Consider the following 13,389-nt stretch of genomic DNA (forward strand, 5'->3'; position numbering starts at 1 on the left):
AATCAAGGTGGGATGGTTGGAGGGAGGTGAGTACCGCAGTATAACAGCCGCCGCAATGGGTGGCCACATTTGCCATGGGGACGACTTATTTCACCCTCCCGCTTGCGGGAGGGTCGCGGTCTCAGCCGCGGGGAGGGCTGCGGCCAGAACGGCCGACGCCCGGCATGGAGCCCAATCTGGATAACCTTAGTGAAAACCACTGAGCTGCGTTGGCCGAGAAAGCCTGCGATCATGGTTGGCCATGGCAATCGCGGCGTGGTATCTTGCGGACGCAGCAGACGGAATTCGATTTTCCAAGCAGCGGACAGCATGGCTGGGGTCGAGTTCCGCGAGCCCCCAGCAACGCGGTTCGGTACTCTTCATCTGGTAGTCACACCGCCTAACGGTGAGCGACCTACGCCATACATCCCCCAGCCGGCGAGCCCAACCAATGTCCGATCCGCTGTCCTACGAAGTCGAAGACTGGCAGATCGTCTCCCTGGTGCCGGGCCTCCGCGTGGTGACCTTCACGCTGAGTGAGGGCCAGTGCGTACCGTGGCACATTCACACGGAGATCACCGACAAGTTCTTCTGCCTCGAAGGAACGCTGGAGGTCGAACACCCCAAGGGCATGCCCTCGGCCGAGCTAACCGTGGGCCAAACCTACGAAGTGCTTGCCGGCGTGCCCCACCGCGCGAAGGGCAAAGACGGCGGCCGCGTGCGGTTTCTAATCGTGCAGGGCGTGGGAACGTATAACTTTGTGCCGGTGGATGTTTGAGTTGGAACCAATGGCATCGGCACCAAACCAGGGATGACGGTTGTGACCTAGCCCTTTTAAGTGAGTCCACGCCCTGCCGGTAGGTCCGCCCCCAATTCAATAGCGGGCCATAGGCACTACCGGCTTGTTGAGGGAGGATTCACTGGAATTAGCCTGCAATCAAGAAGCTTTTGCTCACCATCCATTTCAACCTCGTAACACGGATGGTCGCCGTCCCAGAACACCAAGGTGCTAGCGCCTTCTAGTAAAACAGCTCCGCCACGATCAATCACGTCCAAATCCCATTCGAGCTCGTCTCGATTGACAATGGCATGCCCCAGGTGATCGAAAGGGCCGAGCTGTTCGTAGTGGAGTTCAAGAACCAGTTCGCCATTAGTATCAAGGTACCCGGATTTATCGGCTAAGTAGACTCCAGCCAGATCGTTCGAGAAACGTTCAACCCCATCAAATTGCAAGGGGAAAGCCTTGTCAATTAGGCTATCCACGAAGTACCAATCAGAGTTGGCTGTTTCCTGAACTGCGCCGTAGCCACAATGATGAGGTATCGCGGAATAGTACCAATCAGAGACGAAGCATTCATTTTCAATATCGTAGTACGAGTTAGATGCCGAATCGCTGTTGGTTGCATCACGATTGATTACGTACAAACCATCTGGAGATGGGTATATCCAATTGTAGTCTAAGTCAAGCAGCAGTTTATCTTCCCGGATGCTGTAAATACCACAACGGTGGCTAAGATGACCTATCGTTCTCTTTGCAATAATCCAATCGCCAACTAAGTCTACCCCGTCGATGTTGGCAAAAACAGAATCGGGCAACTTGCGATACCTTAGATCTGTTCCCAGCACAAACCATTCGATCTTTTGGTGAGCGTGCGTCTTTACAGTGGCATGTGGCATCGGTGAGCCGTTATTGTCCGTGAAGCCGATGAAACTTTCTTCGAATATGGACTTGTCATTGATGGTGAGGATATCTGCAAGGCTCGTGACATTGCCATTTGCATCGACCAAAGCGCTTTCGCCGGTTGCCATCGTGACGGCTGCGAATCCACAAGCGAAATAGTTCGCGTAAGAGAATTGCGGTTCTATGACCCAATCGCTGTCCCTGACGAATCCGTACCGTCCAGTTCTCTGATCACTTAGCGGATACATGCTTGTCTGATTCTGCAACTGATTAAGTGTTACCGAAGCTTTCAGTGCTCTTGTGCGATAGCCCGACGATTTTGGGCCGTTCATTGCTGCTTGATCCCGATTGGAGCGTGATTCTTTGGATACTCACCAAAACAGCGATAGTAAAGATCGGGATGTCCTGCCAAGGTACCTATCATATACTGCCGTTTTCAACGTCCGAGAATGCTGCATGCCTTTTCTCCGCCGCACCAATCTGTCGGCTCTTCAACTCTCCACCAATAATGCGCCCGAGTTCTTCGACCACGTGGCACTGTCATCGTGTATACCACTGATTTCGTAAGTGCGGGACAATGGGTGTGCGGATTGCACTTCATGATAGTGATGCCAGTATGTCGTCAGTATACACGAGTCTGTCAATCTCTCCCTTGTTTTCGAAGTGGCACCAGTGGCATTGCGGCGTTGCATGTCCAAACACGGGCCAAGCCCGTGGCACACGGATAAGAGGAGGCCAGGCAGTCGCGCCCGGCGCTTTGGCTATCGTATTTCGCTCCTGCGGAGCTGTACTTGTTTCACGCTGTGCTGTCCGGGGATCCGTGGCAATCCGTGGCTGAATACGATTGCCGTGCTTGTAGCCTATTGGCCCCGGGAGATCCTTCAGTCGCTTAGGCTCCTTCAGGATGACATGCAGGTGGGAGCTTCTGTGGCCCGCGTCGTCTGGTAGTGCTTCCCCTCCCCGGGCCTTAGAGCCCGACCCTCCCAAGGGAGGGTGAAGATCGTTCGGTTTGGCGTATCGCCTATAGCCTATAGCCAAAAGCCCACGCCCCACTTTTCGGTCGTTTTCTTACACGAACTGTGATAGAACAAAATCGGCGAATACTGTACGCGTGAATACGTTCTGTCAACCTGGTTTTTGGGAGGTGTGCGATGGCTCGGCCCTGTGTGTTGGACGAGGTTAAACAGCGGGAGATTTGTGTTTTGGTGACCGCGGGGATGAGCCTCACCAAGATTGCCGATTACGTGGGGTGCGATCGGCGGACCATCCAGCGGCTGCGGAAAACGGATGAGGATTTCGACCTGCGGATGCGGCGGGCGGCCATGGCTGAGGAACTCGCTCCCATCCAGACGCTGCGAAACGCGTCGAAGACGCACTGGAGGGCCGCGGCCTACATGCTGGAGCGGAAGGAACGCCGCGAAGCGGAGCAGCGGGCCGCCCGGGAGCGGGGCCGGATTGCGCCCAACCTCGAGCACTTGGCCCGCGCCGTGAAGCAGGCGATCGCCGAAAAGGTGAGCGATCCCGTGTCGGAGCTGATGCTGCAGCAGAAAATCGACGAGATCTTTTGCAATCCCGATGCGGCGACCAAGCCCTTGAAACGCGGCACCCGGCGGCAGCGGGGGCCAAGCTGTGCTGCGTCGCCACCATGGGAGGATGCTCGCCAGCAATCGGAGTCCGCCGTTTCGGAGAATGATATCGATGACGACTTGCTGGATGACGTCGATGATGAGATGAACGATGACCAGAGCGACGACAAAAGCTGCTACAACGTCAGCCCGGAGCGACTTGCCCAGATGGTCGCCGAGATTCGCGAGCAGGAGAAGGACTGGGCCAATGTGGGTTATGTCGCAGCTGCGGAGGCCCGCGCGCAACAACCACCCGACTGGCCCGTGGGCGATGCTGCGACGACCCCGACAAAAGCAGGCTCCAACGAGCGGCGGGGGGCAAAGTGAGCGCTGCGTTTTGTCGCAGTGAATCGTGTTGGCGTGATACTGCGACTTTACCAGGTGCGACAATACTGGCCGCGACGTTGCTGTTCGTGTGACTAGACCGCTGGTTCGATCTTATCAATCCGCCGCTGGTGCCGGCCGCCTTCAAAGGTGGCGCCCAGCCAGGCGTCGACGATCTGCGCGCCGAGCTCGAGCGTGACCATCCGCTCGCCGATGGCGATGCAGTTGGCGTTGTTGTGCTGTTTGGCCAGACGGCCCGATTCTTCATTCCAGCACACAGCACAACGAATGCCGTGGACCTTGTTGGCGACAATCGCTTCGCCGTTGCCGGAACCGCCGAGCACGATGGCCACGTCGGCCTGGCCGGCGGGCACCATCTCGGCCGTGGGGCGAATGAAGTCGGGATAGTCGCACGAAGCATCGCTATCGGTACCGCAGTCGATCACCTCGTAGCCGGCCGCGGTGAGGTGAGCGATCAGGTGCTGCTTCAGGTGAAATCCAGCATGGTCGGAGCCAATCGCAATACGCATACTTCGGAAGGCCTTGTTTTCGGACAAGAGGGGCAGGATAGCGACAATCAGCAGATGGTACCCCAAGCAGCCGCGGCTGCGAATCCCGCCCTCGCCAACTCCTACGGCAGCGGCATGTTCGGCGGCACCGCATCGGCCGGGCGGGGGTGCTCGGCATTGAACACCAGGAGCGCTTCGTACGGCTGAACGGCGACGAACGATTCGTCGACCGTGCCGTCGGCGAGCTGGAGCGGCTTGATGTCGAGTGAGAGGTGCTGGGCCAGGAACGGATAAGCGGCCTGCCGCTTGGAGTAGCCGTAGTCGTGCCCCTCGTCGGCGAAGTGGGCGTTCTCGACGAGGTCCGGCTTGCCGTAGAGTTCGTAGATGTATTTGACGTGCGGGTACTCGACCTCGGGCGTGTTGAGAGTCCAGTCGCCACCGTCGGAGACCATCAGTTGCGGCCGAGGTGCCGCCAGGGCGGCGATCTCTACGTTGTTGGTCTTGTGGGTATCGCTCCAGTGAATGGGCATACCGCTTTCGCAAACGCAGCCGCCGAAGAAGTGAGCCGATACCTGACAAACCGGCACGGAGACTTTCACCCGCGGATCGATGGCCGTGAGGACGAACGTTTGTGTACCACCACCGGAGCAGCCGGTCATGCCGATGCGCTCGGGGTCGACTCCGTCGAACGACAGCAAGTAGTCGAGCGCGCGGATGCTGTTCCAGGTTTGCAGCCGCAGCACTTCAGGAGTTGCCCGATGGTCCCAGCCGGCTTCCTGCCAGTCGCCGTAACCAACCATGTCGTACTGAAACACGATGGCGCCCATCCGCGCCAGCACGGCGCAGCGAATCTGGCGGTTGTCGCCAAACCGACCGCCATGCCCATGCGGGCTGAGGATGCCGGCGTAGGAGTCGTACTGCTTGGTGGGACGATAGAGTGTGCCAGTGACGTAGAAGCCGGGCGAGCTTTGAATAGCAACGTTCTCGATGGAGTAGCCATCGAACACCTCCTTGTGAGTAACGATGGGCTCGAGTGGTGTCTTCTCGGGCAAGGTTTCGAGCTTCGCACCGCGCTTGATTCCCGCGATGAGTTGCTCGCGCCGCTTCTGCCAGGCAGCGAGATCGGGCAACGCGTCGCGCAGCGCGGCGAGCTCGGCCGCTGCCTCGGGTTGAGTGTGCGCATGCCCCACTCGCAAGCGTGGCTCTTCCTCGCCGTGAGCCGTGACGGCGATCAGCAAACTGGCAACAACGTAGAACTTCACGGTGCTGGAGGAACGCATGAGAGTTCGCCTTTCAGAAACCGGGACGCGAATCAAAAGAGACGGATGGCTACAAAGATATCAGAAACCGTTGCGCCGGGCACCAGTTTTTGGTGCCACCCTCGGCAGGAGTCGTCGAGAAATGGGAAAAGATGTAGTATGCTGAGGGCCTACTATTCTACCGCTCACCTAACTACGAGGCTTTCATGGAGCCGCGCGAGGCGATACTAAAGATTTCCGATGCCATGAACGCTGCTGTTGTTGGGCAGCAGGACGTGGTAGAGCGCATGCTCGTGGCCCTGTTGGCCAACGGGCATGTGTTGATGGAGGGGCTACCCGGCACGGCGAAAACCCGCAGCGTGAAGACGCTGTCCCATCTGGTCGACAGCCAGTTCGGCCGGATCCAGTTCACGCCCGACCTGCTGCCATCGGATGTGACCGGCTCGGAGATTTACCGCGAGCAGACCGCCACGTTCGAGTTCCAACCGGGGCCGATCTTTGGCAACTTGATCCTGGCAGATGAGATCAATCGCGCGCCGGCCAAGGTGCAGTCTGCCCTGCTCGAAGCCATGGAAGAGCGGCAGGTAACAGTCGCTGGCGAGACGCACAAACTGCCCGAGTTGTTTCTGGTGCTGGCAACACAGAATCCAATTGAGCAGGAAGGCACCTATCCGCTGCCCGAAGCCCAGATGGACCGCTTCCTGTTATATGTCCGCGTCGACTATCCGGCCGGAGAGAACGAGGCCACGATTTTGCGTTTGGTGCGAGGTGAAAAGTCGGGGCACGCGGCCGACCCACTACCGAAGATCGAGCAGCAGGTGGTGTTCGATGCGCGGCGGGCCGTCAATGCCATTCATGTCGCCGAGGCCGCTGAACAATACATCGTCGACCTGGTACTCGGCACCCGAGAACCACAAAAGTACGAAGGCAACCTGCCGAAGTGGATTCGCCTGGGAGCCAGTCCTCGGGGTACCATCGCCCTGGACGCTGCGGCCCGGGCGCACGCCTGGTTGGCGGGACAGGATTTTGTGTCGCCCGACAACATCAGGGCCGTCGCTCCCGCTTGCCTGGCCCACCGGGTCCATCTGACCTACGAAGCCGAGGCCGCCGGCGTCACCCGCACGCAGGTGATTGAAGAATTGCTGAAGTGCGTGGTCCCCGTGTAGAGGTATTCAGATGGATGGACGCGTAACCACGACGCTCGAAGAGCTCATCCTGCTGAAAGCGGACGCCCGCGGCTTCTCGTTTTCGCCACGTCAACCCGTTGGCTCGCTGCTGTCGGGACGGCACGCCTCCCGGTTGCGGGGAAGGGGGTTGTCGTTTGAAGAGCTACGCCAGTATCGCGAGGGCGACGACATTCGCACGATGGATTGGAAAGCGACCGCCCGACTTCGATCGCCGCAGGTCCGCGTCTATACCGAGGAACGCGAACGACCGGTGCTGCTGGTGGTCGATCAGCGCCAGACCATGTTCTTTGGCAGTCAGCGGGCGATGAAATCGGTCGCCGCGGCGGAACTGGCCGCCTTGGGCGCCTGGCGAGCCTTGGACGCTGGCGATCGGGTAGGGGGACTCGTGCTCGGCGACAACGAAATCGTCGAAATCCGACCGCACCGAAGTCAGACCCGCGTGCTGCAACTATTGCACGAGGTGGTTCGCCTGAACGAACAGTTAGTCACGGCCCACTCGCACGACAACAGCGCGACGCTCAATCAAGCACTCACGCAAGCGTTTCAGGTCGCCAAGCACGACCACCTGGTCGTGCTCGTAAGCGACTTGGACGGGGCGGACGAAGAGACATCGCGACTCGCAGCGCGAATAGCGGCTCACAACGACATGCTGGTGGCCGCCGTCTATGACCCATTGGGGGCCTCGCTGGTTGGTTCGCCCGGCATGCTGGCGAGCGATCGCGGTCGGACGTGGGAAGTCGCCGGTGGCGGGAACTTCACGCAGGACTTCCGCAGTGCGTTCCAGCAACGATTGGACGAGTGGCGAGAGATCTTCCGCGCGCTGCGCGTGCCCGTGCTGCCGATCTCGGCGGCCCGCGCGGTACCCGAACAAATTCGCGCCCTGTTTGGCAATCGACCCCAAAAAGCATGAGTAGCGACCCTGCGAGCCTTGATCGCCTGCACGACGTCGTGGAGCCAGCCCCGGTTCCCTGGTGGCCGCCCGCGCCAGGTTGGTACGTGGTGATGGCCATCGCCGCGGTAGTGCTCGCTTGGCTGGGAGTGCGTCGCTGGCAACATTGGCGGGCCAACGCGTACCGCCGCGCTGCCCTCCGCGAATTGAACGACGCCACGACGCCGACCGACATTTCCGCCGTGCTGCGTCGGACGGCCCTGGTTGCCGCCCCGCGATCTACCGTCGCTTCACTCACCGGGGATCGCTGGGCGAGTTGGCTGGCGGAGAGCACGTCCGCGAATATGCCACCGCAGGTTCGAGAGTTGTTGGCGGCGGGCGTCTATCAACAGTCGGCCGGTAGCGGTAATGTCTCGCTGCTGAAAGAGTACGCCCAGAAGTGGATCGAACAGCACCCATCGAACGATAGAGTACCCCGTTAGCCTTCGCGATGCTTACCTTCAGCTATCCATGGTTGTTTCTGCTGTTGCCCCTACCGTGGGTGCTGCGCGCGATGTTGCCGGCGGCCGAGTCGCGGCAAGCTGCCGTGCGAGTTCCGTTCGGCGAGCGATTGGCTTCCGCGCTGGGGTCGGCGGGCGGTTCCCCGGCTGCCACTACCGAAGCACGACGACTGTTCCTACCGGTGCTGCTGTGGCTGCTGGTGCTGGTGGCCATGGCACGCCCGCAATGGATAGAACCGCCGATTACCAAGGAACTGCCGACGCGCGACCTGCTGCTGTTGGTCGACCTGTCGAGTTCGATGTTGCAGGAGGACTTCGAGAACCAACAGGGGAAGAAAATCGATCGGCTGACGGCAGTAAAGCAGGTGCTGGGCGACTTTCTCGACCGTCGACAGGGTGATCGCGTCGGGCTGGTGGTGTTTGGCGACGCACCTTACTTGCAGGCTCCCTTCTCCACGGACCTGGATCTCGTCCGCAAATTGCTCGACGAATGCCAGGTCGGGATGGCAGGGCCCCGGACAGCATTGGGCGATGCAATTGGCTTTGGTGTGGGCCTGTTCGACGAAAGCGACGCACCCGCCAAGACGATGATCGCTCTGACCGATGGCAACGATACCAAGAGCCTGGTTCCACCGGTGCAGGCCGCCCGCGTGGCCGCGCAGCGTGATATTCGCATCTACACCGTGGCCATCGGCGATCCAACGACCGCTGGTGAGGACAAGCTCGATGAGCAGGCGCTCCGCGACGTGGCGTCGGCCACAGGTGGTTCGTACTTCTTTGCCGCCGACCTGACGAGCTTGGAGGGCATCTACGACGAACTCGACAAGATCGAAACCCGCCAGGTGAAAACCGTGAGCCATCGGCCGCGGCGCGACCTCTTCTATTGGCCGCTGGCCGTGGCACTGGTGCTATCGGTGTGCCATCGAGCGTATACGTTGCTCGCGGATCGTCACCGAGCGCCCCAAAGGCATGACGGTCATGCTGTGCACGTCAATCCGGTCACGGGCAAACTGGAGTGGACGGCATGATCGAGCAGTTCTCCAATTTTCATTTCCTTCGCCCGTGGTGGCTGCTGATGTTGCCCGTGGCGGTGGTCGTCTGGTGGTTCTGGCAGCGACGTAGCGATGCCTTGAGTGGCTGGCGAAGTCAGATCGACCCAAAGTTGCTCGAGGCCCTGGTCGTCGGTCGAGAGTCGCACCGCGACTGGCGACCGTGGCTGCTGCTGGCGGCCTGGCTATTGGTGGTGCTTGCCGTGGCAGGGCCCACCTGGCGGTTGGAGCCGAATCCCTTCGCTGCCGACGCGCAGCCGCTGTTGATTCTGCTTAAGGCCGACGACAGCATGAACCAGACGCCTCCAGAGCCTTCGCGGATGGAACGCGCACATTTGAAGATCGAAGACCTGGCCGAGTTGCGGCAAGGACAGCCGCTTGGTCTGATCGCCTATGCGGGCTCGGCGCACCTGGTGCTGCCGCCAACACACGACACCGAAGTCGTTGCCAAGATGGCATCGCAAGTCAGCCCCGCGATCATGCCTAAGCCGGGCGACCGTTTGGATCTGGCGATCGAGCAAGCGACGAAGCTGCTGGCTCAACTGCAGCAAGGGGGATCGTTGCTGGTGGTGGCCGATACCGCGGAAATTGACACCCAGGCGGTCGCGGCACTGAGCAAGTTAGAGCCATCGTTTCCTATTCAGTTCCTTTCTCTGGGCGGCGACGACAGTCCAGAGGGGGTCAGTATTCAGCAGGCGGCCGGCAAGCTACACGCCGAAGTGCAGGCGCTGGCCGTGGATGACCAGGACCTAACGAGCGTGATCAGTTTTGCCGAACGGCGAGCCTTCCAAGGCCTGGCAGGTGAGAGCGACCGTTGGCAGGAGGCGGGCTACTGGCTCTCGCCTGTGATTGCCTTAATCGTGGCCCTTTCGTTCCGCCGTCGACGAGTCGTCACGCCGGAGGGGCAGTCATGAGCCGATACTTTTTAGTGCTAGCCATCACCTGGGCGGGCCTGTGGCTCACGCCCGACCAACAGGGCCAACGCCTCATGGAACGCAAGCAGTATGCCAAAGCTGCCAAAACGTTCGACGATCCCATGCGACAAGGGGTGGCCTGGTATCGAGCGGGTGAGTTCGAGCAAGCGGCGCAATCCTTTGCCCGCGTGCATACGCCGGACGCCCACTTCAATGAGGGCAACGCTTGGGTGATGCTCGGCAAATACCAGCAGGCCATCGTCAGCTACGACAAAGCCTTGAAGCAGCGTCCCGGCTGGCAGGCAGCTCAAGAGAATCGCGATTTGGCGGCGGCACGCGCGAAACGACTTGACACGCAAGGCGGAGATCTCGGCGATCAGGAGGAAGGTGCCGATGAGATCGTATTCGATAAAAACAAGCCTCCGGGGGGCGAGGAGACCGAAGTGGCGAGCGATCAGGCGGTGACCGACGCCGGGGTGCAGGCAATGTGGCTACGCAACGTGCAGACCAAGCCGGCCGACTTCTTGAAAGCCAAATTCGCCTTTCAGGACGCCGAAGCAGGCGAGGAGACGGATTGATGCCAGGACTCTGCCGAAAAGTGGTTGCTGCGATCGTCACCCTGATTGTGATGCATGCGTACGCGGCGTTGGCCGAGGTGAAACTTGTCACGATCGACGCTCCGAAGTCCGAGGCCTGGGTCGGGCAAAAGGTTGCTTTTTACGTCAAACTGCGGGGCAAAGGGCCGTTCGTAGGGGCCGCCTCGTTCTCGCTTCCGGCAGTGCCAAGGACCGTGATCCTCAAGGTGGGCAATCCCGTTGTGTCTAATGAGGAAATCGAGGACGAGTCGTGGTTCGTGCAGACTCACGAGTTTGTGTTGTTCTCACAAGCCGATGGTGCTTTAGAAGTCCCAGCGTTCGATGTTCGCTACGCCAGTCGCGATAGCTTCACGGGGCCGGCGAAAGATTATCGCGAACAGGTGCCAGCCATCCAGTTCCAGATCGAGCGGCCGCCAGAGAGCGATCCCGCGACGTTCCTGGTGACCACCGACTCGTTGAAGGTCACGGAGCAATGGGACCCCACTCCGGGCAAAACGCAGCAAGGCGCCGTGTTCCACCGCACCATCACGCAAAACGCCGAGCAGGTCACCGGTATGGCCCTGGCCCCACCACCGACCAAGGAGCCCGCGGGGGTGAGTGTTCACTTTGACGATCCGGTGATTACCGACGATACCGAGCGGGGAGCATTTGCAGGCAGTCGGTCGGATCGAATCACTTACGTTCTCGAGGAACCGGGCAACGCGACGTTACCAGCGATTCAGTACGTGTGGTGGAATCCTGACAAGCAAGAGTACGGCTCAACAACATTGCCTGCCGCCACGTTCGAAGTGACCGCAGTCGCCACTGCCGATGATTCGGCCCCGGCCAATGAGCGTGACCTCAGCTGGCTACTGTGGCTACTTGTCGTCCTGGCGGCAGGCGGGTTGTATTACTGGCAGCGCCGGCGGTTGCAAGAGTGCTTCTGCAGCCTGTGGGAGAAGCTCAATCCACTCGAGCGGCGCATCGCGCGCGAGTTGCTGCGAGCTTGTCGGCGGAGCGACGCCCCCGCTGCCGACGCAGCTTGGCTTGAGTGGCAGGCAACACTGTCACCTCCACAGAACGTCTCCCCACGCCTGGCCACCGCGGCCACGGAATTGCAGCGAACGCTCTACGGCTGTGGTGATCCCTCGACATGGAACGGCAGCGAGATGGCGGCCGCTTTCCGAGAAGCGACAGCGATGGACCACGAGAAGCGACCCGAAACCGGGGCGTTGCCTCGGCTGAATCCAACGCGCTAGCGAAGCTGCTCCAGCGCGTCGACAAGTGGCGCCGCTTGTTCGGGATTGACCATCCGCACGTAGGCGATCATGCCCTGCAGCCAGCCCTCGAAATCGGGATGATTCTCGCGGTTTTGCGCGGCCAGGCCGGTGCGTTTGGCGTTGTGCAGGATGGCCCGCAGCTTGCGAACGGTCTTCCTCGATACACCCGGGCGGTCGTTCACCACGATGCCAGTGACCGACTGCTGGGCGTTGCGTCGCTGAACGCGGGTCTTTTCGCGGTTTAGGTGAAAGCCTTCATCGTGAACGATATGGCGCAGGCGCGCGAGAAAATAGCCCACCTGCTGAGAGCACTCCCCTGATGAAGAAAAGGTCAGATCGTCAGCGTAGCGGGTGTAAGTCCAGCCGAGCTTATTGGCGATTCCCGTCAGTCGCTTGTCGAGTCGCCAGGCAATCGCGTTGGATAGTGCGGGACTCGTACACGCACCTTGCGGCAGCGACCGCGGGCCGGTGGCCACCCACAGTTCTCTGCCGGCGTAACGCACTTGCTGGCGGGGACACTCGGTAACTAGCAGGGCAAGAATCGTTGCCACGGCGCCAGAGTACCCCAGGCCGCGAAAGAAGCCTTCGACCCGCGGAAAGGTGATTGAGGGGAAAAAGTCCTTCAGGTCGGCGTTTACTACTGCCAGCTGTCCAACATGTGGCGCTGCATTGGTCACGGTGCCGCGGCCTACGACAAATCCATGCGCTGCGTCATGTACCGCTAGCTTCACCAATATGTGCTCCAGGATCCAGCTCTGAGCCTTCCGCAGCTTCTGATGTGGTGAAGACAGCACCCGCAGGCCACCGCTTTTTTTGCGGACCGAAAACTGCACGTAGTGAATGCGTTCGGCTGCCTCGGTGTGGTAGGCGAGCCAGCGAAGTTCACCGACCGAGAGCGACATGGCCGCAGCCAATTCGGCCGGTGTGTGGACGACGGGGAGTTCGCGTTCTGCTAGCTTTGCGATGTCCGACTTGCGATCCGCAAGACCGCGCGAAACTCCACGGCCCAGAAAAACGATATCGCTGCGGCGGCGCTCTGCCACGGCTGCGGCGTGCAGACGTTTCTTCTCAGCCGCTTCCGCTTTCTTCTCCGCTTTGCGCCGCTGCCGCTCTTCGCGATCGCGGGCCGCCGCTTGCTGGGCACGTTTTGCGGCGTGCAAAAGATCGGGCCGCAGTCGGTCCATCTCGGCGCCAACGGCGTGGATCTCGGCCAACTCATCCGGCGTGGTCAAACCTTCGGTGACCATCAGCCGATCGATTAGCAAGGTTCGCTGATCACTGCTAGGCGGGATCACATCGCGGCGTCCAAACCAGGGGTTAGTCCACAGCGGTCCGAGCGACTTGGCTTGCCGCTTGGCTTCGCTCGTGTCGAGCGGCGCAAACTGCGCCGCGTCGAGTCCCTCGAGCCGTTTTGATTCTGGCGGTTGGGGTTTGGGCCGGCGTGCCGGAGGGCTTTGCTGGCCAGGGGCGGTCGATGTCGCGGGGGGGCCGCCGCCGTTATGGCTCGAGTCGGGACCGCGTGAACTCGATCCGCCGAACAGATTGGATAGCCAGTCAAAAAGACCCATGTTGCCGTGTATGCGTTGCGAGAAATATCAAAACAGGGGTGGCCGGCTTC

Annotated in this window: 13 protein-coding genes and 1 pseudogene; 9 read left to right on the forward strand and 5 right to left on the reverse strand. The window is 60.5% G+C overall.

All coding sequences use genetic code 11. The annotated features are described in order from the left end of the window. Positions 1–430: 430 nt before the first annotated feature. A complete protein-coding gene (locus NG895_RS22090; RefSeq protein WP_252854712.1) occupies positions 431–757 on the forward strand; it encodes a cupin domain-containing protein in 327 nt (108 codons plus the stop codon). A gap of 116 nt (positions 758–873) precedes the next feature. Here NG895_RS22090 and NG895_RS22095 read toward each other — a convergent pair whose 3' ends face one another. Together NG895_RS22095 and NG895_RS30955 are read right to left on the reverse strand one after the other, a co-directional pair. Continuing rightward, positions 874–1,788 (reverse strand): WG repeat-containing protein, encoded by a 915-nt coding sequence (locus tag NG895_RS22095; RefSeq protein WP_252854713.1) that lies wholly within the window; start codon positions 1,786–1,788, stop codon positions 874–876. Positions 1,789–1,794: 6 nt separating this feature from the next. Continuing rightward, positions 1,795–1,992: pseudogene (locus NG895_RS30955) on the reverse strand (WG repeat-containing protein); the annotation flags it as partial. A gap of 819 nt (positions 1,993–2,811) precedes the next feature. Between NG895_RS30955 and NG895_RS22100 the strand changes: the two are divergent. Then, positions 2,812–3,612 carry a hypothetical protein gene (locus NG895_RS22100; RefSeq protein ID WP_252854714.1) on the forward strand — a complete coding sequence of 267 codons (801 nt, stop codon included), beginning with the start codon at positions 2,812–2,814 and terminating at the stop codon, positions 3,610–3,612. Positions 3,613–3,704: 92 nt separating this feature from the next. On the opposite strand, the gene NG895_RS22105 is transcribed toward NG895_RS22100, so the two are convergent. Next, positions 3,705–4,139 (reverse strand): ribose-5-phosphate isomerase, encoded by a 435-nt coding sequence (locus NG895_RS22105; protein ID WP_252854715.1) that lies wholly within the window; start codon positions 4,137–4,139, stop codon positions 3,705–3,707. Between the two features lie 101 nt (positions 4,140–4,240). After that, positions 4,241–5,398: an alpha/beta hydrolase family protein gene (locus tag NG895_RS22110; RefSeq protein WP_252854716.1), complete on the reverse strand. Its 1,158-nt coding sequence runs from the start codon at positions 5,396–5,398 to the stop codon at positions 4,241–4,243. Between the two features lie 185 nt (positions 5,399–5,583). Between NG895_RS22110 and NG895_RS22115 the strand changes: the two genes are divergently transcribed. The 7 genes from NG895_RS22115 to NG895_RS22145 are packed head-to-tail and all read left to right on the forward strand — an operon-like array spanning position 5,584 to position 11,750. After that, entirely contained in the window at positions 5,584–6,543 is a 960-nt protein-coding gene (locus NG895_RS22115) for an AAA family ATPase (protein WP_252854717.1), read from the forward strand. 10 nt (positions 6,544–6,553) lie between these two features. Continuing rightward, positions 6,554–7,474 carry a DUF58 domain-containing protein gene (locus tag NG895_RS22120; protein ID WP_252854718.1) on the forward strand — a complete coding sequence of 307 codons (921 nt, stop codon included), beginning with the start codon at positions 6,554–6,556 and terminating at the stop codon, positions 7,472–7,474. After that, the gene (locus NG895_RS22125; protein ID WP_252854719.1) at positions 7,471–7,935 is read left to right on the forward strand and encodes a DUF4381 domain-containing protein; all 465 of its coding nucleotides are present in this window, start codon (positions 7,471–7,473) and stop codon (positions 7,933–7,935) included. Before NG895_RS22120 ends, NG895_RS22125 begins: the two co-directional genes overlap by 4 nt. A gap of 8 nt (positions 7,936–7,943) precedes the next feature. Next, the gene (locus NG895_RS22130) at positions 7,944–8,981 is read left to right on the forward strand and encodes a VWA domain-containing protein (protein WP_252854720.1); all 1,038 of its coding nucleotides are present in this window, start codon (positions 7,944–7,946) and stop codon (positions 8,979–8,981) included. Beyond that, positions 8,978–9,916 (forward strand): vWA domain-containing protein, encoded by a 939-nt coding sequence (locus tag NG895_RS22135; protein ID WP_252854721.1) that lies wholly within the window; start codon positions 8,978–8,980, stop codon positions 9,914–9,916. Before NG895_RS22130 ends, NG895_RS22135 begins: the two co-directional genes overlap by 4 nt. Next, the gene (locus tag NG895_RS22140; protein WP_252854722.1) at positions 9,913–10,494 is read left to right on the forward strand and encodes a tetratricopeptide repeat protein; all 582 of its coding nucleotides are present in this window, start codon (positions 9,913–9,915) and stop codon (positions 10,492–10,494) included. Before NG895_RS22135 ends, NG895_RS22140 begins: the two co-directional genes overlap by 4 nt. After that, positions 10,494–11,750, forward strand: coding sequence for a BatD family protein (locus tag NG895_RS22145; RefSeq protein WP_252854723.1), 1,257 nt, complete (start codon positions 10,494–10,496; stop codon positions 11,748–11,750). The genes NG895_RS22140 and NG895_RS22145 overlap by 1 nt, the downstream gene beginning before the upstream one ends. On the opposite strand, the gene NG895_RS22150 is transcribed toward NG895_RS22145, so the two are convergent. Further along, entirely contained in the window at positions 11,747–13,339 is a 1,593-nt protein-coding gene (locus NG895_RS22150) for a reverse transcriptase family protein (RefSeq protein ID WP_252854724.1), read from the reverse strand. The two genes, NG895_RS22145 and NG895_RS22150, sit on opposite strands and share 4 nt — an antisense overlap. Between the last annotated feature and the right edge of the window lie 50 nt (positions 13,340–13,389).

Source organism: Aeoliella straminimaris, assembly GCF_024054565.1.
Taxonomy (GTDB): Bacteria; Planctomycetota; Planctomycetia; order Pirellulales; family Lacipirellulaceae; genus Aeoliella; species Aeoliella straminimaris.

Excerpts from the sequence above, each read along its gene's own strand:
- NG895_RS22105 (WP_252854715.1), bottom strand. The coding sequence starts at position 4,139 with ATGCGTATTGCGATTGGCTCCGACCATGCTGGATTTCACCTGAAGCAG.
- NG895_RS22135 (WP_252854721.1), top strand. The coding sequence starts at position 8,978 with ATGATCGAGCAGTTCTCCAATTTTCATTTCCTTCGCCCGTGGTGGCTG.
- NG895_RS22120 (WP_252854718.1), top strand. The coding sequence starts at position 6,554 with ATGGATGGACGCGTAACCACGACGCTCGAAGAGCTCATCCTGCTGAAA.
- NG895_RS22145 (WP_252854723.1), top strand. The coding sequence starts at position 10,494 with ATGCCAGGACTCTGCCGAAAAGTGGTTGCTGCGATCGTCACCCTGATT.
- NG895_RS22150 (WP_252854724.1), bottom strand. The coding sequence starts at position 13,339 with ATGGGTCTTTTTGACTGGCTATCCAATCTGTTCGGCGGATCGAGTTCA.
- NG895_RS22125 (WP_252854719.1), top strand. The coding sequence starts at position 7,471 with ATGAGTAGCGACCCTGCGAGCCTTGATCGCCTGCACGACGTCGTGGAG.
- NG895_RS22130 (WP_252854720.1), top strand. The coding sequence starts at position 7,944 with ATGCTTACCTTCAGCTATCCATGGTTGTTTCTGCTGTTGCCCCTACCG.
- NG895_RS22100 (WP_252854714.1), top strand. The coding sequence starts at position 2,812 with ATGGCTCGGCCCTGTGTGTTGGACGAGGTTAAACAGCGGGAGATTTGT.
- NG895_RS22110 (WP_252854716.1), bottom strand. The coding sequence starts at position 5,398 with ATGCGTTCCTCCAGCACCGTGAAGTTCTACGTTGTTGCCAGTTTGCTG.
- NG895_RS22115 (WP_252854717.1), top strand. The coding sequence starts at position 5,584 with ATGGAGCCGCGCGAGGCGATACTAAAGATTTCCGATGCCATGAACGCT.
- NG895_RS22090 (WP_252854712.1), top strand. The coding sequence starts at position 431 with ATGTCCGATCCGCTGTCCTACGAAGTCGAAGACTGGCAGATCGTCTCC.
- NG895_RS22140 (WP_252854722.1), top strand. The coding sequence starts at position 9,913 with ATGAGCCGATACTTTTTAGTGCTAGCCATCACCTGGGCGGGCCTGTGG.
- NG895_RS22095 (WP_252854713.1), bottom strand. The coding sequence starts at position 1,788 with ATGGCAACCGGCGAAAGCGCTTTGGTCGATGCAAATGGCAATGTCACG.